The sequence below is a fragment of the Gymnodinialimonas phycosphaerae genome (genome assembly GCF_019195455.1).
GTDB lineage: Bacteria > Pseudomonadota > Alphaproteobacteria > Rhodobacterales > Rhodobacteraceae > Gymnodinialimonas > Gymnodinialimonas phycosphaerae.
The window spans coordinates 4270091-4286228 of record NZ_JAIMBW010000001.1 but is presented as its reverse complement, the minus strand read 5'-3'; the positions used below and the strand labels follow the sequence as shown (position 1 = coordinate 4286228).

At 61.3% G+C, this 16138-nt stretch carries 20 protein-coding genes; 7 read left to right on the top strand and 13 right to left on the bottom strand.

Annotated features, from left to right (window positions below; translation table 11 throughout):
* Position 1: 1 nt before the first annotated feature.
* Genes KUL25_RS21565 through KUL25_RS21550 form a run of 4 tightly spaced genes read right to left on the bottom strand, consistent with a single transcriptional unit; the run spans position 2 to position 4164 of the window.
* The gene (locus tag KUL25_RS21565) at positions 2-1501 is read right to left on the bottom strand and encodes a phage portal protein (protein ID WP_257894771.1); all 1500 of its coding nucleotides are present in this window, start codon (positions 1499-1501) and stop codon (positions 2-4) included.
* Between the two features lie 11 nt (positions 1502-1512).
* Positions 1513-1728: a phage head-tail joining protein gene (locus tag KUL25_RS21560; protein WP_257894770.1), complete on the bottom strand. Its 216-nt coding sequence runs from the start codon at positions 1726-1728 to the stop codon at positions 1513-1515.
* An 8-nt stretch (positions 1729-1736) separates the two neighbouring features.
* Complete coding sequence (locus KUL25_RS21555; protein ID WP_257894769.1) at positions 1737-3635, bottom strand: phage terminase large subunit family protein; 1899 nt, start codon at positions 3633-3635, stop codon at positions 1737-1739.
* Complete coding sequence (locus tag KUL25_RS21550) at positions 3550-4164, bottom strand: terminase small subunit, Nu1 (protein ID WP_257894768.1); 615 nt, start codon at positions 4162-4164, stop codon at positions 3550-3552. Before KUL25_RS21550 ends, KUL25_RS21555 begins: the two co-directional genes overlap by 86 nt.
* Before the next feature lie 115 nt (positions 4165-4279).
* On the opposite strand from KUL25_RS21550, the gene KUL25_RS21545 reads away from it, so the two are divergent.
* Positions 4280-4492 (top strand): hypothetical protein, encoded by a 213-nt coding sequence (locus tag KUL25_RS21545; protein WP_257894767.1) that lies wholly within the window; start codon positions 4280-4282, stop codon positions 4490-4492.
* Positions 4493-4497: 5 nt separating this feature from the next.
* A complete protein-coding gene (locus KUL25_RS21540) occupies positions 4498-4716 on the top strand; it encodes a hypothetical protein (protein WP_257894766.1) in 219 nt (72 codons plus the stop codon).
* On the opposite strand, the gene KUL25_RS21535 is transcribed toward KUL25_RS21540, so the two are convergent.
* The 9 genes from KUL25_RS21535 to KUL25_RS21495 form a co-directional block, all read right to left on the bottom strand.
* Complete coding sequence (locus KUL25_RS21535) at positions 4713-4940, bottom strand: DUF7220 family protein (protein ID WP_257894765.1); 228 nt, start codon at positions 4938-4940, stop codon at positions 4713-4715. The two genes, KUL25_RS21540 and KUL25_RS21535, sit on opposite strands and share 4 nt — an antisense overlap.
* Positions 4937-6169, bottom strand: coding sequence for a DNA modification methylase (locus tag KUL25_RS21530; protein ID WP_257894764.1), 1233 nt, complete (start codon positions 6167-6169; stop codon positions 4937-4939). The genes KUL25_RS21535 and KUL25_RS21530 overlap by 4 nt, the downstream gene beginning before the upstream one ends.
* A 423-nt stretch (positions 6170-6592) precedes the next feature.
* A complete protein-coding gene (locus KUL25_RS21525) occupies positions 6593-7033 on the bottom strand; it encodes a DUF6362 family protein (RefSeq protein ID WP_257894763.1) in 441 nt (146 codons plus the stop codon).
* Positions 7030-7230 (bottom strand): hypothetical protein, encoded by a 201-nt coding sequence (locus KUL25_RS21520; RefSeq protein ID WP_427854474.1) that lies wholly within the window; start codon positions 7228-7230, stop codon positions 7030-7032. The genes KUL25_RS21525 and KUL25_RS21520 overlap by 4 nt, the downstream gene beginning before the upstream one ends.
* Positions 7227-7484, bottom strand: coding sequence for a DUF6378 domain-containing protein (locus KUL25_RS21515; protein WP_257894762.1), 258 nt, complete (start codon positions 7482-7484; stop codon positions 7227-7229). The genes KUL25_RS21520 and KUL25_RS21515 overlap by 4 nt, the downstream gene beginning before the upstream one ends.
* Positions 7481-8077, bottom strand: a complete 597-nt coding sequence (locus tag KUL25_RS21510) for a crossover junction endodeoxyribonuclease RuvC (RefSeq protein WP_427854473.1) — start codon at positions 8075-8077, stop codon at positions 7481-7483. Before KUL25_RS21510 ends, KUL25_RS21515 begins: the two co-directional genes overlap by 4 nt.
* A complete protein-coding gene (locus KUL25_RS21505) occupies positions 8067-10493 on the bottom strand; it encodes a phage/plasmid primase, P4 family (protein WP_257894761.1) in 2427 nt (808 codons plus the stop codon). Before KUL25_RS21505 ends, KUL25_RS21510 begins: the two co-directional genes overlap by 11 nt.
* A complete protein-coding gene (locus KUL25_RS21500; protein WP_257894760.1) occupies positions 10454-11203 on the bottom strand; it encodes a hypothetical protein in 750 nt (249 codons plus the stop codon). Before KUL25_RS21500 ends, KUL25_RS21505 begins: the two co-directional genes overlap by 40 nt.
* The gene (locus KUL25_RS21495) at positions 11200-11406 is read right to left on the bottom strand and encodes a DUF6511 domain-containing protein (protein ID WP_257894759.1); all 207 of its coding nucleotides are present in this window, start codon (positions 11404-11406) and stop codon (positions 11200-11202) included. Before KUL25_RS21495 ends, KUL25_RS21500 begins: the two co-directional genes overlap by 4 nt.
* A 325-nt stretch (positions 11407-11731) precedes the next feature.
* Here KUL25_RS21495 and KUL25_RS21490 point away from each other — a divergent pair, with 325 nt between their 5' ends.
* The 5 genes from KUL25_RS21490 (at position 11732) to KUL25_RS21470 (ending at position 16138) form a co-directional block, all read left to right on the top strand.
* Entirely contained in the window at positions 11732-12934 is a 1203-nt protein-coding gene (locus KUL25_RS21490; RefSeq protein ID WP_257894758.1) for a hypothetical protein, read from the top strand.
* On the top strand, positions 12903-14009 hold the full coding sequence (locus KUL25_RS21485; RefSeq protein WP_257894757.1) for a hypothetical protein: 1107 nt from the start codon (positions 12903-12905) through the stop codon (positions 14007-14009). Before KUL25_RS21490 ends, KUL25_RS21485 begins: the two co-directional genes overlap by 32 nt.
* Before the next feature lie 77 nt (positions 14010-14086).
* Positions 14087-14797, top strand: coding sequence for a sigma-70 family RNA polymerase sigma factor (locus KUL25_RS21480; protein WP_257894756.1), 711 nt, complete (start codon positions 14087-14089; stop codon positions 14795-14797).
* A gap of 151 nt (positions 14798-14948) precedes the next feature.
* Positions 14949-15239, top strand: a complete 291-nt coding sequence (locus KUL25_RS21475; RefSeq protein WP_257894755.1) for a hypothetical protein — start codon at positions 14949-14951, stop codon at positions 15237-15239.
* Positions 15236-16138, top strand: a complete 903-nt coding sequence (locus KUL25_RS21470) for an ATP-binding protein (protein ID WP_257894754.1) — start codon at positions 15236-15238, stop codon at positions 16136-16138. Before KUL25_RS21475 ends, KUL25_RS21470 begins: the two co-directional genes overlap by 4 nt.

Genomic DNA, 16138 nt, shown 5'->3' with positions numbered 1-16138 from the left:
TTTACTCCTGCTGCGGTGTCGTGGACGACCCGCTGCCGTCCTCGTTTGGGGTGTTCGGGTCAGGGATGCCCGTTGGTGTGGCGCGCGCGCCCTGCGTTTCGCCGGGGCTGGCGCGATAGCTCAGGCCCAGGTCGGCAGCGCGCTTGGCATCAGAGGCATTCTCGCGATCGACCTCTTCGATGTCATAGCCCGTAGCCTCGACCACCTTGCGCCGCGAGGTGAGCCCCGCTTCCATCGCCAGCACTTGCGCTTGGATGTCTTTGAGCGGATCGACCCAATCCCACCGTGGCGGGATCCATTGGACGGGTCGCGCGACAACCGGATCTGCATCCAAGGCGCCTGAGAGCACGGCCGTTTCCAGCCAGCGCCGCCAGATCGGGCGGCATAGCTGATGGGCGATGACCCCGTGCTGCAACTGACCGATGCGGCGACGGAACTCGACCAGTTCTGCCCGCAAGCTCGAATAATTCGCCTGCCGAACATCGCCGGTGACCAGATGATAGGGCAGCCCCAGCGAGGCTGAGACCGCCAGAAGCGTGCGGTATTGGAACGCCTCATAGCCGCCGCCGACATCGGCCGGGCTCGAGAACTTCACATCCTCGCCCGGCAACAGCACTTGCATGGTGCCGGGTTCCAGGCTGGCGATCGCCGCTCCGTCGAGATCGGCCTCGCCTTCGCCCATCATCGGGTCTTCCGGGGTCGTCTTGGTGATGAAGCCTGCGAACATCGCGGCGGTCTTTTTGCGATCAAGTTCGGCGTCGTCGTATTGGTCCAAGAGGAACAACCGCACCATCGCAGGCGCCACATGTGGCAAGCCCCGGATCTGACCCGCATCAATCGGCCGGTAGATGTGCAAGACTTCCTCGGCCGGCACACGAACCGTGTCGGGAACGGCAATGCGCTGATCCGTACTGTCCCCCGGATGGCGGCGGCGGAAATGATAGGCCACTCGCCGCCCGATCAGGTCGAACTCGATCCCACAGCGGATGCGGTTCCCGTTCGGGTCCGTCTCGGTTTTCTCAAACGGCAGCATCTCGGATTGCAGAAGCTGCAATTGCAGCGGCACAAGCAGCCCGTCTTCTGCCCGGCGTGGGCGCAAGCGCACAAAGCATTCGCCGGCGACAAACATCTCCCGCGCGACCATGGCCTGCAGACCGTAGAAATCGGTCAGACCATCTGCATCCGCCTCATCCGTCCAAGCGAGCCAGAGCTTTTGCACCTGGTCGCGTAGCGCGGCATCCGTGATCAGCGAGGACGGCTTGATGCCGTCGCCCACAAGGTTTGCCGCGAAGGCTTCACAGGCATTGGCGGCATAGCCGTTGGTCACCACCAGCTCGCGTGATCGTGCCAGCAGTCTGGGTCCGCCAGAGGCGACCAACGCGTTGATATTCTCGAGCGGCGGGTTCCAGCCGCGCAAGCGGCGCTTGGCCATCGCCCCCTCAAGCCGCGCGCGCATGGCTTCAGGACCGCCGGTGGCCCGACGGCGGAACAGGTCAAACATCCCCATGGCTGTCAGAGCCCCTTGGCGGTCGTCACGCGGACCTGCCGCACGATCCGCCGCCCCTCGGCCGCTGCAATCTCGCGGTCAAGCGCCTCGATGGCACGATCGATTTCCGCGACGGAACGATAGTCCACCGTCTTGCCGTCATAGCTGACGCGCGCCACGCCCGACGCGCGTTGTGCTGTCAGACTGTCACGGCGGAGTTTCAGTGTCGCCAAATCCGCCATGCCCAAATTCATCCCATGTATGTTGACCGCGCAACGCGGCGCACCTGTGCCTTGCGGGCCAGTTGAGGGCTCCCGGCAGAGGTGGTGCCCTTGGCATCAGCGACCACAAACTGCGCCGCGAGTTCTTCCCACCGCGCGTCTGACCAGCGATCAGCTCCGAGGATCCAAGCGGCCGCGCGAGCATAAACCCGGCAGTCGAGTGCCTCGTTGCGTTCCCTCAGCTTTTGCCATTCGAGTTTCGCGAAGCCGCGCTTGTTCTTGACCGTCACCAGCTGCTCCGCCGTCAGCTGCTTCAGCCATTCGGCATCGACCCAGCCCGGCAGGTGGAGAAAGCCGGTAGGAAACCGCTCCCCATCCGCCGTGCTGGTGACTTCCGGCGGATCAAGCCGCAAGAAGCGATAGGTCTCGGCCTTAAATGTCGATGTGGCTATTGTCCAAAGCCGCGCTCCGCGGCGCAGGCGCTTGCCCGCGATCGTCGCATCGACAAACGTCGGCCCCATCACAGGGCTTGCCCGATTGAACCCCTCAAGGCCTTTGATCGGCGCGACCTGGCCAAAGCCCACCTGCCGCGCCCAGGCGTAGACGGCCGCCGTTTCATAGCCCGTGTCGATCGCGAGCCGCGCGATTGTCATCGGCGTGCCGCTTGCGTGAGCCCAAGTCCGTCCCAGAAGGTCAGTCAGTTTTTGCCAGCACGCCTGCTCGCCGGGCCCGCCATCGATAACGATGTGGTCGATGAGCCAGCTTTGCAGCCCCTTACCCCATGCCCAGACATCGACCTCGATCCGGTCCTTCTGGACGTCGACCCCGGCAGTCAAGAACAACCCGCCCGCCGGCACCGTGCCTGCACTCCAATCTTCCTTCAGACCCTGCAGGCGCTGCCAATCCGGGGCCTCGCCGCTCTCCATCCAGGTCTCGCCGAGCGAGGTGTTGATGAAGGTCTTCATCGTCTCGTCCCCACCGGCGCGCGCCGACAGAAACGCCTTGGCCATCGCCTCGAGCCGCACCCATGGCGAATAGATCTCGTTCAGATGGAATCCGGCCGTCCCGTTGAACGGCGCATCCGCAATCCAGCGGCCTTTTGAGATGGCCGCCCAGCGGGTCTCATCCTTCCAGGGCGCATCACATTCGGCGCAGTGGTAGCGTGCGGTTTCGGGACGATGGCCACCATTCCCGTCTTTGTCCCATTTCACCTGCCCCCAGGTCAGAATTTGTTCATGCCCACATTCGGGGCACGGCACCCAAAACCGGCGCTGGTCGCTTTCCTCAAACGCCGCCTCGATCCGGCTAGCGCCCTTATTCGTCGGCGTCGAGACCAGCACGATCTTGCGGTTCCAGAACGTCACCGTCCGCTTTTTCGCGAGGTTGACCGGGTCGCCTTCAGCGCCTGCACTGAACGGATAGCGGTCGACCTCATCGCACAAAAGGAGCCTGATCGGGCGGCTCGCCAGCCCCGAGGGTGCGTTGGCACCCACAATGGTCAAATGCCCGCCCGGAAACCGCTTATGCAGGATCTTGTTGTTCCCGTCCCGTGACTTCGGGTTGGCAATCTTGTCCTGCAAGCAGGGCGTATCTCGCGCCATCGGCGAGAAGCGGTCTTTTGACCAGGTTTCAGCATCACGCTCGGTCGGCATCACCACCATGATCGGCGCCGGGTCCTGATCGATATGGTAGCCGACGCAGTTATTCACCACTTCGGTCTTGCCCACCTGTGAACTGGACATAATAACGACGGTTTCGGTGGCGGCATCCGAGACCGCCTCCATGATCCCGCGCTGGTATTCGGCGCGGCTCGTGCGCCACTGGCCCGGCTCGGCGCTGGCTTCAGAGCTCAGCCGTCGGTTCTGATCGGCCCAATCGCTGATCGTCAGGTCCGGCGGCGGCCTCAGAACGGCCAGCGCCTTCGCCACCGTCCGCTTCAGGATCAGTGCCCCCTGCAGAGTGAGCGCACTCCGCGAGGTCAATGTCGGCTTCAAGTTCAATGTCTGGCTGCGCGAGATCATCGAGCACCTCGCGGATGGCGGCGCGGATCAGGTTCCGGGTGTCTCCGACGGTTGATTGTTCAAAAGCCTGTGGGGCCAGCCGGTCCGGAAGCGCCAGCAGGCGGGTGCGTAAAAGCGCAAGGACTGCAATCCAAGCCGCCTCGATCTGTTCGGCCGCGATCAGCGAGCGGCGCTTTTCCTCGGCCTCCATCTCGGCGAGGTCGGCCCGCGCCCGGATGAAGCGCGCGCGTTCGGCAGCATAGTCTGGCGCGCCCGCCTGAGCCTTTACCGCCTGATCGCGCAGATAACGGACATAGCCGCGGACCGATCCAATCAGATCATACTGGCCGCGTTCGGCCTTCGGGATGACGCCCTCGCGGCTCAGTTGTTGGACCCGTCGTTCCGAAAGGTCGAGCAGCCGCGCGATCACGCCGATGGGTTGTGTGGCGGATGACATTCGCAGACCCCGAGAGTGAAATTAACCGTATGAAATTGCGTCGAATTCACTGGATAAGTGCGCCCACCAGAGCGAAGCTAAAGACAGCAAATAACGCAATTCAGGACGCATCGAGATGAGCCACCACCCCACAGCCAAAGACGCGTTCATCGCAAAGAAGGCCGCGATCGACGCGATGCTCGCGCGGCTACAGTCGCTGAGCGAAGATCATTTCGATACCCATCCCGATGAGGTCCATTGGGGCCATGTCGGCAACCTCGACTATTACGCTGAGCTCCTGAAGCGCATCACCGACAGCGCCTTCAAGGAAGGCGAGCACGCGGAGTGACCCCCATGGAAACCACCAGCATTCGGCTTCCCATCCGGAACCTGCCCGAGCACTTTGATCGCAGCCGCATCACCGTCGTCCTTGAAGAGATCGAGATGGCATTGATGGACGATGGCGGCGTTTACGGCAAAACCTTCGCCGACAGCTTCACGATCACGGTCGAGGTGCCGACGCATCAGCTGATGGACACCGCCAGCTGCTTGAAAGGCCTCGGCCTGATCTAACTGCGCTGCCGCGCAACGCGGATGGACTCGAAGAGCCGCCTCAGAGCGAACGATCGAAACAGGCTGACGATCGTGAAGATCCCGCCCATCGCGAGGTTTTGTCCGAGTGTCGTTTGCAGCCCAAATATCGGGAAGATCAGGATCTGCGTCACGACCGCCACGCCGTAACCGACGATCACGTTGGTGATCGCTTCAATCAGTGACATGAGGCGCGACTGTTTCATGTGGCCTCACGCTCAGCTTTCAGGGCATCGAAGGTCTGCTGGCCTCCCTCAAGGACCGCCTGTTTCCCTGTGAACCTCTGCCAGCGCTGGACGGCCACATCGACGTAGGCCGGGTTCAGCTCGATACCGAGACAGACGCGGCTCGTGGTCTCGGCTGCGATCAGCGTGGTACCGGACCCCATGAAGGGCTCATAGACCGCCTGACCCGGGCTCGAGTTGTTCAGGATCGGCCGCCGCATGCATTCCACCGGCTTCTGCGTCCCGTGGACGGTCTTTTCGTCCTGATCCTTGTTGGCAATCTGCCAGAGCGTTGTCTGCTTGCGGTCGCCCGCCCAGTGACCTTTGCCCGTCTTTTTGACAGCGTACCAAGCGGGCTCGTGCTGCCAGTGATAATCGCCCCGGCTCAGAACCAGTCTGTCCTTGGCCCAGATGATCTGGGAGCGGATGGTGAAGCCCGCGACCTCGAGGCTTTCGGCCACGGTCGCCGCGTGCAGCGCGCCGTGCCAGACATAGGCGACATCGCCGGGAAATAGGGCCCAGGCCTCGCGCCAGTCAGCGCGGTCGTCATTCAGCACCTTGCCAGTGCGCTTGGTCTTCGCCGCCCCCGCCTGGTTGCGCCAGCTGGGATCGTATTCCACACCGTACGGTGGATCGCTGACAAGCAATAGCGGCTTTACGCCGTTCAGCACTCTCTCGACATCCGTGGCAACCGTGCTGTCGCCGCAAAGCAGCCGGTGGTTGCCGAGGATCCAGAGATCGCCCGGGCGGCTGATCGGATCCTCGGGGGTTTCCGGCACATCGTCCTCACCCTCCTGCGGGCCGGTGCCCGCATCGAGGCTCGACATCAGCGCATTCAATTCGTCGTCTGTGAAGCCCGTCAGCCCGAGGTCAAAATCCGCCTCGAGCAAGTCGGCCAGTTCGAGGTTCAGAAGGTCTTTGTCCCATTCAGCGTTCTCGCTGGAACGGTTATCCATGATCCGGAAGGCCCGCGCCTGGCTGACCGTCAGCCCCTTGGCGACATGCACCGGCGCGGTCTTGAAGCCGAGCTTGCGCGCCGCTTCCAGCCGCGTGTGCCCGGCCAGCACAACCATCGCCTCGTCGACAACGATAGGCTGGCGCCAGCCGAACTCCTGGATCGAGGCCGCGACCGTGGCGATGGCCTGCCCGTTGCGCCGCGGGTTGCGCGCATAGGGAATGATCTGCTCCAGCGGCAGGTCGACGACGTCCATGGTGATGTCCTTGAGGATGCTTGATGCGCGAACCCGAGGTTCGCAAAGCGAAACGGGTCTGGCGCCCAAAGCGAAATGGGGTCTGACCCCCGTTTCGGTTCAGGCGGGTTGGGTCAGACCGTCAGGCCTTTGTTTTGTTGGGGATCGGCGAAAACCGAAACGAAACGGGTATTTTCAGGGGTGTCACTGGGAAACCCTCGGGCCTCGCCCCCCCGAATACAGTTACAAACAGGAGGGACCCGTTCAATTTCAATGGGTTATGTGGTGCAACATTTTGAACAGAGACTGTTTTTTCGGAAAACCGGTCACCATTTGCCCTGTTACAAACCACCCACCCTCACGCGCGCACCTCTCGACTTACCACCCACATACCGACGAGACGGCGAAAGTGTCTGGAACTTTTTTCATCGATGCGATTTTTTTTCAGAGCGCCGGATCATCGGCACGCGCGAGGTCAATCACCTGCTGCATTGAGAGGTGCTGGCTGACGTGCCGGCGGTTCAGTTTGTGGGCAATAAAGCAGAGGCCAAAGACCCAGTGGTGATGCGCCGACGACCGCTGCAGACCCACAGCCCGGCACACCTCCCGCCAGCGATAGCCATAGGCGCGCAGCCAGACGATCTGGCCATCGATGGGCTCCAGCCCCGCAGTCCAGGTCAGCGTCTCCTCCATCCGGCTGATGGCGGCGGGCGACGGGAGCACCCGCATGGGCTTTGGCTCTTGGCCCACCTTGTCGGCAAAGCTCTGCACCACTTCCGGCCAGGTGCTGAAATACCCCGAAAGCCGCGGCTCGGGCAGACGCTTTAGGACAAAGGCAGCCTCCGAAAGGCGAGCCTCGACCAGCTTCGGTGTCCAGGCGCTCATCCGGTCTTCCCCTTTTTCCTCTTGCCATAGAGCTTTTCGCCGAGCTGGCGGACGAGTTCGCGCTCAGCCCAGGTCAGCCGGTCATCGTCGATGCTGACAGCAAACAACCCTGTTTCACGCCAGCCATCCCGTTTGAATTGATCTGGCCCCCGCCGCTCGCCACCATAGCCGGGCGGATGCCACCGCATGGATTTCATCGGCACACCTCCGAGAAAAGGGCTGCATAGCCGATAACATCGATGAGGCTGTCCTCGTGCCCCGGGTCATGGGAGAGCCGAACCAGCTTCAGATCGATCATGCAAAGGACAACCTGCGCTGCCGACACGGGGCGTCCGAGCGTGATCGACCAGCGTGCTGCAATCGCCTCAAAGGCCGCATCCGCTGCGCCATAGGCATGGCCACGCTCTTCGAGCACGCCGGCTACTTTTTCCAGAAACGCAGCGGCGCTCATGCGACACCGCCTTGGGTCTCCAAGGCCCAGTGCAGGATCGCGATGGCATCAGCCTCGTTGTCGTCCTTGGGGCTGTAGCCGCGGGATTGGGCGGCCGCGATCATCGCTTCTTTGGGCGCGTTGCCCTTCCCGGTCGCGTGACGCTTGATGGTGCCGACCGGCACGCCCTGGTACGGGACGCCCCGCAACTCGGCCCAACTTGTCAGGGACGCCATCAAGCCGCCGTAGATATGCGCCGCATCAGTGCCGAGGTGACGCCGCACCTCTTCGAAATAGATCGCCTCAATAGGCCCAGACAGGCGGTCGATCTCGGTGACCCAGTTCGTGAACCGGAGGTAACGCATCCCGCCCCCGTCATAGCGCCCAGGCTTGAAACTGGCCGTACCGCTCGTGATCAGGCCGTCGAAGCCACGCAGCGCCCAGCCAGTGGTCGTCCCAAGATCGAGGGCGAGAATTGACTTGGCCTGTGCAGAGGGTGTGACGGATGCAGCGGATAGTTCACTATCACCGTTGCGCGTGCGCGCATGCGCGCGCGTGACGCCTATATAGGGGGAACCCGTCACATCCGTCGCAGCCTTTGTTTCATTGGTCATTGCATTCCCCCGTAAATAGGTCAGAGTTGTTGTCGCAAAGCTTGATCCCGAGGAAGCCGCGGGCCTTACGGGTGTTTTCTCGAGTGAACCCCTTGGTGCTCAGCGTCTCGGAAAAGCGCTTCATCGAGCCGGCATATTCCCCGTTAGCTTCGGCCCAAGCCTTCCAGCTGTTGAAAAGATCCGTAGACCCGGCCCAGAAGGCCTTGTTGCCGGTCTCGCAGCGCTCCTCGATCCAGCGTCCAAGGGCGTCCTCAGCCTCGAAGTAATCCTCGGTGGCGGCCATCACGGCCGGCGGCGGGCGCAGGCCATGCTGTTGCCACTCCAGACAGCCTTGCAGCGCCCAGGTTAGGATGCCGTCCCGCTCGGCGAGCAGCCGGTCAGGCAGGCGCTTGTCGCGCTTGGCGGACGGGATGGTGACGGTGAACGGCACCATGTGAAGCCGCCGCTTCATCGCCTCATCCACATTGCGAATGGTGGGCTTGTGGTTGCCAACGATCAGCAGCTTGAACTGCGGTATGAACTCGAAGAAGTCCTGCCGCATAAAGCGGGCTGTGATCTTGTCGCCCCCGGTTAGCGCTTTGAGCTTGCTCTCCGCCCACCGGCTGCCTTGTTCCGTCTCGATGGACGTCACCACACGCGCGCCCCGCAGCCCTGCCATATCGGTCGGGTGCCGATCCCCATGGCTCGCCATAAACATGTCCATGGGCGCGACGGTGGCGTAGTCACCGAGGATTTCCGTCAGCGTATTGGCGAAGACGGATTTGCCATTGGCGCCTGTCCCATAGAGGAAGAAAAGCGCGTGCTCGCTGGTGACGCCGGTCAGACAGTAGCCTGCCATGCGCTGGAGGTAGGATTGTAGCTCAGCGTCGCCGCCTGTGACGGTTTCGAGGAAACTGAGCCAGGTCGGGCAATTGCCCTTGGGCGCTGCGGCCGCGATCTTCGTCATGCACAGCGCCTGATCATGGGGCTGGGATTGCCCGCTCCGCAGATCAAGCACCCCGGCTGTCGTGTTGAAGAGCCAAGGGTCACGATCCCAGACGTCGGTCGTCGTGGCATGGCGACGATCACTGCGGGCCAAGCGTTCAACAGCGGCAACCGTCGAGGCGGCCGAGAGCTTTGTGCGGACCTTTGACGATGGGGAGCGCACGGCGGCCGCCCGACAGACTTGGCGCGCCAGATCAAAGGCCTGTAGCGTGTCCTCGCGCTTCCAGATGCGACCTGTCCAGGTCAGCCATTGGCCCCAGCCAGCCACATAGCGCCAGGCATCGGAATGCTGATCCGCAAAAGTTGACGCAAGGGCATCCTCCGAGAACCGCACGGGGCTTGGACCTGCGTTACCAGAGCCATCGCCACCTCCGTGACTAGGCTCTGGCTCTAGGCCCTCTTCGTCGGGGATTTCCCCGTTGCGTGCCTGATCCAGCCGCCATAGCCGCTCTGCCTCTTGCCGGAGGCGCGCATCGGGCCATGGGGGATCAATGCGCGCGTCGTTATACGCGACGATCTCTGCCCAAGCATCGGCCGGCGTGACATGCCCTTCGCGGCTTCGGCGGATCCAATACCCAATGACGCGCGAGAGCGCGTCAAACCGGGTCGTGCCGTCCACGCCGCCTTCGCGGACCGGCTTGGCAAAGAGCTCAGGCACGCTGCCGCGCTCAGCCGGGGCGGCGTTAAAATCCAACGCCTCAGCCGCAAGGCCCTCCATTGGAGGCATGGCGAAGATGGCCTCCGCCAGTTCACCAAGGTCAAAGTCAACGGGGCGATAATCGAGGATAGAGACCAACCGTTTGATGCCAGACTTGGCATGAACGGAGCCTGCTACCCTAATGGGCTGATGCGCGGATTTGAATGAGGGATCGCCACCAACCTTGGCGGCAATCATCTGGCGCGCCCGGCAGACGCGGGCGATGTCCTCTCCTTCGGCAGGCTCTGTCAGCCGCCAGTAAAGATGGAGCTTGTCCTGCCCCTCGGGTGTCACGCCACCTGATGCAACTTCGAGCGTTGGCGTGCCGAGGTGCTGGATCAAATGGCTGCGCTTTGCTGCGATATCGCCATGATCGATGTCGACCAGGACAACCTGCATCTGGGCAATATGCTCAGAGCGTGCCGCGCCCGCCTCGTGAACTGTGCCCGGCACGACAAAGAGCGCCATGCCCGTTTGCGCGGCCCAGTCCGCTTGATGGGCAAGCTTGACGCCAAGATCCCCATCCACAGGCAAGAATGGCGTATGCGGCGGCGCATCAGCTGCACCCTTTTCCGCCAGTGCACGGACGGGTGCGAGGAACTCGCAATAGCCGAACACGACATCTGCGTAGAGCGCGATCGTATTCGCGTCTGGGACAACAGGCTCGGCCGCATCAGCTGTTTGCACGTGATCGGTCATGCCCAGCACCTCGCGGCGTAGGAACAAAACCGGCATTCAAAATGCTCAGGGTCTGTCGTGTGGCGGGGCAGCTGCTCGCCCGCATCGCAGGCGCGCAGGATCTGAACAGCCTTATCACTGGCGGCTTGCGCAAGCGCTCCATCAAAGGGCACCAACTCGTGCCAGATCTCGCAGGTGTCCTTGTTGATCGCCGTAAAGAGCGCCGGCGTCTCTGTCAGGCCCAGATAGGCCTGATAAAGCGCGATCTGTGCTGCATAGATGGGCTTGGCCTTGACCACCCCGTGCTTTTCAATGGCGCGCCAGTTCTTGGCATTGGCCGATTTGCATTCCCAAAGCGCAGGCACCGCCATGCCATTTGGCGCAGCGACAACCACGCCGTCGGCATGTCCTTTGACCCGACCACCCGCCACGGAAAATCCAAACTGATCACCATGTCGGTTGCGGGTGCGCAGATCGAAGCCTGCCTTGCGCAGCCACTCGATTGCGAGGTCTTCCAGCACATGCCCAAGCGCGAAGATCCGCAACGACTGGCCAGAAAAGCCGCCGCTCTCATCCTTCGGGGTCTTGAGGTATTCGTATTGCAGGCGCCGCGCACAGGCATCTCCCAAGCGGCTGCCGCCAAGATAATCGCGGGTTGGCCTCGCGTCGTTTTCTGTCACAAGGGCACGGTCGATAAGCGCGTTGACACCCTCGGCAAAGCTCGGAGGCTTGTCGCGGTGATTGAAGTCCAAAAGGGCGTCGGTCAAAACGGCACCTCCGAACTTGCGCGTGGCGCCGAGGCCACCATGCTTTCCTGGAAGCCATCGACGGCTGCTTCAGCCAGCTTTCCGGCCTGCATGGCCGTGAGGTCTTTGAAGCGGGTCGACCAGCCGATTTCGCCCATGAGCAGGCCCATGGATTTCATGGCATGCACGAGCGCAGCTTTCTCACGATCATCGGGGTCAATCATTGCGGCCCTCCGACGATGGAAGGGCAAAAAGCTCTGGCAAGAGCGAAGATGTGTGGTCTGTTTTCATCGAGAAGGTCTCCAGGGGGACCTTCCTCACTTACCGATGGGACCTACAAAATGTCGGACCAGAACATTATAGGAACATCGAGATTTAGCACATGACGCCAAATGACGTCATATGGCATCATTTTGCACTATATGTTGTATTTAAATGCTTACCAAAACAACATATAGACAAAAGGCGCAGATCATGTAAGGTCTTTTTACTGCCCGCGGTCCGTTCGATTCGCCTGTGCAGGACACCCCCTGGAGAAGGAAGTCGCTCATGGCCACGTTCAACCCACGTGTATTTACCAACCCCTCTCGATTGAAAGAAATCGATCCCAATCGCCTCATTGTTTTTTTATCAACATGGTCGGATTACTTCATCGGCCGAGGCCTCGACCTGACCGCTGCAGACACCTCAGACATGCCCTTTGATACCATCGCCGCCATCCTGATGAATCCGGATCAGGCTGTCCCCGAAAGCATGGTGAACGCGCTCTATTACGTGCACGAAACAGCCCGGAAAGAGCCAATGGATGAGCTGATCGAGCGCGCTGAAGCGGCCGGGCTCGACATCGATCATGATGAGAAAAGCACGCCAGCCGACGTGGCCGTGCAGATCTGGCTAGCGAAGCCTGATCTGCTTGAGCGCCAGCATGCGGAAACGGTCGCCTTCAACCGCTCGAACTTCACATATTTTGCCGGGAAGTCGATCAAGCCTGCAGAATCTGAGTGCCGAATTTTCATCTCCGAGGCGCAGTGCCGTGAGATGGAAGCCCTGATGGACCCATGGTTTGAGAGCAAACGCCGCGGTCGGGGGTCGCGGGTATTCGTGTTCCCCCAAGAGAACCGCATTTGGATCTTAGTGCGCCATGGCCAGCCCATGCGGCGGGAGGGGGAGCACAAGGAAGATGGCAAGGATGGGATTGCCTTTTATCGGCCGCAAAAGGACGATGTGCTGATTTATGATGCCGAGATCGACGAGATTGGCGTCAACGCGGAGACGAAGGGCGAGCGGGAGCTTTATCTCAGAACGCTCGGCATGGTTCTTTTCGGAGAAGATGCGCATTTTGAACGGGCTGAACGCTACAATCTGCAGCCGCTGATCGATAATGGCCCCGCCGCCCTCGTATGTGCTGACATCCCTGGCCTTTCGCGGGTCCGTTTTGTGGAGTTTGGCCGCATGTGGGATGGCACCTGTCCCGAATATGAAACTCGCCGCTCGGATGATCTTTTCGAGACCTATGGGGGCGACTGGGCGGCCCGGCTAAGCCTTGGTCGGCTGACATATGCCAAGTTCAAGGTGGCATTCGAGGGCGACAAGAAAGAACGCTCGGTGATGATCCGCCCCGTCAACATTGCCCGCTATGAACGTGATGCTGACACGAGCCTGGTAGAAGCGTGGCTCAAGGCGCGTGGATTCTGGAAACTGCAATCTGAGGCCGATCGCGATGATGATTTCGAAGTTCTGGAAAGCGCTTGACGAGCTGACCGACGGCGGATCATCGCATTGGGGCTGGCAGCAGCGCCTCGGCGAGGAATGGAAAGCGGTGGCGCCATTTTTGCCCGCAACGGGCAAAATGGCGGCGTCGCTCCCTTGCCCAAACCCCGGGGGTGAGGGCTGTCCTCGACAAGTCGTGCTCAATCGCGACGGGACCGCCAGCGCCGTTTGTGGTGACAGCCCCAAATCCTGCAAGGCGCTTGATGTTTCTATCGATGCGATCCGCATCCACGCCCTCGATGCCCGGAAGTTCGCAACCGCATTGGTCGCCGCCTTCGAGCTATCGCCACCGACCCGGCAGCCAGCTCCATCATTGGTCATGCGATTGGGCACACGCGAGCGCGCAGCCGGACTGGGTGTGCCTTTGTTTTTGTGCGTTCCCGGATCCACGCCAAAAGCAAACCCTCAAGACCTCGACGAGATACTGGAAACGCCTGCCCCAGTCGTGTTGCTCTGCCCGACAACGGCGTCCCTCCCAGATACTGTCGCCGAACCGCTTCGGCGCCATGGCGTAACCCTGATGCCGCTCGACATTGTGGTGATTGCCCGTGGGGCCGGAAAACTTGCGCTCAGCCCACAGGGCAATGACGTGATGCAAGACTTGCTTGGTCAGCTCGAAGATATGGCCGCGCAAGCTAAGGGCCCTCAGCGCGCTTGGGACCTGCCGCCTGGCACAACATGGGAAGACATGACGATCCGCTTCACAGCGGTAGCTTGGATCAACGTTTCCGTTGGCGGTGTCACCCGTGCCTTTGAGCCTGATGCCTTTGGCTTGCGGAACACCAAGACCCAGGAAACTGCCTTTAAAGAGGCGTGGAAATTCTTCTTGGAACTCGGCGCCCGAAGTGGCCGGCATGCGGTGCACTGCGCGAATTCGAAAGACACGCAGCTCCTGCAGAAAAATAAGCAGACCTTGTCCAGGGCATTGAAGAAAGCCTTTGGGCTGGATGGAGACCCAATTCCCGTCGTGAAAGGGGAATACGTGACAAGGTTCGTCCTAAGTGCAGACGATCTACGCCAAGGGCGCCAAGGACAGACCTTAACGAAACTTCGCTGAGCACAGACGAAAAAATCTCAAAATATTTCCAGATCTCAAGCCGCTGAAATCACGATGATTTCGGCGGCTTCTTTCTTGTGCGGGCCGCCATTCCAGGCCTCCCAATGAAATTTCGCCGGAGCCGGGTATTCGGGCCCTCGAGCCCGTCCACCTGGACGAAGGCGAATACCATGGAGCATCTCAACGCACTGATTGACCCCGCATCGCGCATCAATCGCAACATCAACATCCGCGCCGCGCGCTTGGCGCTTTCCGGCGCCGCCCCCGGCCTCGATGCCGAAGACATCGCACAAGAACTCAGGGAAGAGGTTCTGCGCCGCGCAGAACAGTTCGACCCCGAGCGCGCCTGCTTTGACACCTTTGTCGACCGCATCGTCAAAAACAGGATCGCGGATCTTGCACGGCAAAGTCAGGCCGCAAAGGCCAGCCGCAAGACACAGTCTTTTGAAACACCGATCTTGGGCAAGAACGGCGAGGAAGGCCTGACCCTTGCCGATACCTTGAGTGAGACCTCGCCCACTCACGGAGTTGATGATTTTGCAGCCCACCATGGTGCGGGGCTGAAGAGTGACGTCGCCACTTTTCTGGCATCCCTTTGTCCCAGTTCACGGAGCATAGCGATTGCTGTGAGCCAGGGCTCAGTTGCAGATGCGGCGCGTATTTTGGACCTACACCGCAGCACAATCTACGAGCGCCTCAGCGTCATTCGAAAAGCCGCCATTGCCATGGGGCTCGACGGGTATTTCGAGGCAGCGCCCCGACAGTTTGCGCCCCGCGTCGGTAAGTAGGGCCAAGAGAAATTCACTAAACATGCCGGGCCTTCGGGGGAATGCAAAACCCTTGGGGAAACACCTCGACCGCAAGCTCCAGGGCGGCGTCGGGCCCGGCAGTTGTCACCCTAATGACGACCCCGGAGCATGACGAAACAGGAGCTGGATGATGTTCACATCACCTCTGAAAAAACTCCGCCAGTCCACCTGGCTCAGCGCTCTTCCCGACACGATCGCGGTCCCTGCCATTGGCGGCAGGCTGGCCCGCAATCAGCCCATTGAGCGCGCTACTCTCGATCAAATCGCCTTTGCGCTTCTGCCCTTGGAGCAGGAACGCCGCGCGATTGGTCAGAAAATCATGGCCCTCGAAGAGATCATCACGATGGCCCGCAAACAGGGGGCATTGGGCGCCGATATCGCACTGACCGCTGCCGCCGCGGAATTGGAGGCCCGCCAATGATGAGCCCAAACACGCCCTCATCGTTTCGCATCATCACCGCAGATGAGCGTTTGAAAGAAACCCGCGGCATCAAAGGGGTTCTCACCGGGATTTCCGGGATTGGCAAAACCAGCCAGCTTTGGACCCTCGATGCGGACCGCACGCTCTTCGTCAACCTCGAGGCCGGCGAACTGGCTGTCCAGGGCTGGCCCGGAGACGAAGTCCGCGTCCGCGACTGGGAGCGCGCCCGTGATCTTGCGGCCTGGATCGGCGGCCCCAACCCGGCGATGCGGGACGATCAGGCCTATAGCCAGAAAGACTATGAGCGGGTTTGCCGCCTCTTTGGCGACCCAAGCCTGCTGGACAAATACGACACGATCTTCGTGGACTCGATTTCGGTCGCCTCCCGCATTTGCATGCAGTGGTGCAAGGGCCAGCCACAGGTACAATCCGACCGCAACGGCAAGCTCGATCTGCGCGGCGCCTATGGCCTGCTCGGCCAGGAAATGATCGGTTGGTTGACCCATCTCCAGCACACGCCCCGCAAAAACATCTGGCTCGTCGGGCTGCTCGACAAAAAGGCTGATGACTTCGGCAAGACCTATTTTGCACTGCAAGTCGAAGGCTCCAAGACCGGCCTCGAACTGCCGGGAATTGTCGACGAGGTCATTACCCTCACCGAAATCCAGCCCACAGAGGGCAAGGCGTATCGGGCCTTCGTGTGTACCACGATTAACCCCTACGGCTATCCGGCCAAGGACCGTAGCGGGCGACTGGGCACGATTGAGGAGCCCCACCTCGGCCGTCTGATGACGAAGATCCGAAACGGTCAGCCCACGAGCAGCGCACGCGCCTTGACCTTCGACATGCCGTCCGAGGCCGACGCCATTCCCACCCCGACACAGACGCAAGGAGCATAA

Bases quoted from the DNA above. Each gene is read 5' to 3' on its own strand.
- KUL25_RS21565 (WP_257894771.1), bottom strand. From the start codon at position 1,501: ATGTTTGACCTGTTCCGCCGTCGGGCCACCGGCGGTCCTGAAGCCATG.
- KUL25_RS21560 (WP_257894770.1), bottom strand. From the start codon at position 1,728: ATGGCGGATTTGGCGACACTGAAACTCCGCCGTGACAGTCTGACAGCA.
- KUL25_RS21550 (WP_257894768.1), bottom strand. From the start codon at position 4,164: ATGTCATCCGCCACACAACCCATCGGCGTGATCGCGCGGCTGCTCGAC.
- KUL25_RS21545 (WP_257894767.1), top strand. From the start codon at position 4,280: ATGAGCCACCACCCCACAGCCAAAGACGCGTTCATCGCAAAGAAGGCC.
- KUL25_RS21540 (WP_257894766.1), top strand. From the start codon at position 4,498: ATGGAAACCACCAGCATTCGGCTTCCCATCCGGAACCTGCCCGAGCAC.
- KUL25_RS21535 (WP_257894765.1), bottom strand. From the start codon at position 4,940: ATGAAACAGTCGCGCCTCATGTCACTGATTGAAGCGATCACCAACGTG.
- KUL25_RS21530 (WP_257894764.1), bottom strand. From the start codon at position 6,169: ATGGACGTCGTCGACCTGCCGCTGGAGCAGATCATTCCCTATGCGCGC.
- KUL25_RS21525 (WP_257894763.1), bottom strand. From the start codon at position 7,033: ATGAGCGCCTGGACACCGAAGCTGGTCGAGGCTCGCCTTTCGGAGGCT.
- KUL25_RS21520 (WP_427854474.1), bottom strand. From the start codon at position 7,230: ATGAAATCCATGCGGTGGCATCCGCCCGGCTATGGTGGCGAGCGGCGG.
- KUL25_RS21515 (WP_257894762.1), bottom strand. From the start codon at position 7,484: ATGAGCGCCGCTGCGTTTCTGGAAAAAGTAGCCGGCGTGCTCGAAGAG.
- KUL25_RS21510 (WP_427854473.1), bottom strand. From the start codon at position 8,077: ATGACCAATGAAACAAAGGCTGCGACGGATGTGACGGGTTCCCCCTAT.
- KUL25_RS21505 (WP_257894761.1), bottom strand. From the start codon at position 10,493: ATGCCGGTTTTGTTCCTACGCCGCGAGGTGCTGGGCATGACCGATCAC.
- KUL25_RS21495 (WP_257894759.1), bottom strand. From the start codon at position 11,406: ATGATTGACCCCGATGATCGTGAGAAAGCTGCGCTCGTGCATGCCATG.
- KUL25_RS21490 (WP_257894758.1), top strand. From the start codon at position 11,732: ATGGCCACGTTCAACCCACGTGTATTTACCAACCCCTCTCGATTGAAA.
- KUL25_RS21485 (WP_257894757.1), top strand. From the start codon at position 12,903: ATGATGATTTCGAAGTTCTGGAAAGCGCTTGACGAGCTGACCGACGGC.
- KUL25_RS21475 (WP_257894755.1), top strand. From the start codon at position 14,949: ATGTTCACATCACCTCTGAAAAAACTCCGCCAGTCCACCTGGCTCAGC.
- KUL25_RS21470 (WP_257894754.1), top strand. From the start codon at position 15,236: ATGATGAGCCCAAACACGCCCTCATCGTTTCGCATCATCACCGCAGAT.